We start from the raw sequence: 562 nt of genomic DNA, 5'->3' as shown, positions 1-562 counted from the left end.
GCCTAAGTGAGCGCTTACAGTCGGCGTCTTTTGTCGGAACACCGCTGCCTGAAAGCGAAAACATCAGCTTGTATCAAAGTCGTGTTACCGTGGCTGATCTGGAGATGCTTGCCTCGCGCTTTGTTGGCCGCACTCGGGTGAAAGTGGCTTTCCAAGCCTATTGGAGCCAGCAGCGAGAGGAGTTGTTACCGAACCAACAAGCGCCGTCTTCGTTGATTCGTCATACTGAACGCGTATTGGCTGGGGTGTTTGGTGCCTCTTCCGCTAAGTTAGTACTTACTTCTGCGTTGCAAGGCAGAAATATGCAGCTTGAAGAAGTCGCAACCATCGTTGATGAAGCTTCAGAGTTGTACGACTTTAGCCGCGGATTACTCCAAGGGGCGATTGAACATATCGGCCAAGGGATTGCGGTTGTCGACAAACAATTGCGGCTGGTGGCGTGGAACCAGCGTTACCTAGAGCTGTTTGTATTCCCACCCGGATTGATTCAAGTCGGCCGACCGATTGCTGATGTGATTCGCCACAATGCTGAGCAAGGTTTGTGTGGCCCCGGCGATCCAGA

The 562-nt window shown here is 52.5% G+C and carries 1 protein-coding gene; it reads left to right on the top strand.

Annotated elements, in window-relative coordinates; all coding sequences use genetic code 11:
- Positions 1-562 (top strand): PAS domain-containing protein (locus R7Q48_RS29805; protein ID WP_318133991.1); only part of this gene is annotated, 562 nt, incomplete at both ends.

Source organism: Vibrio sp. 378 (assembly GCF_033339435.1).
Note: the sequence above shows the minus strand (reverse complement) of the source record. Positions and strands in the feature narration are given on the sequence as shown.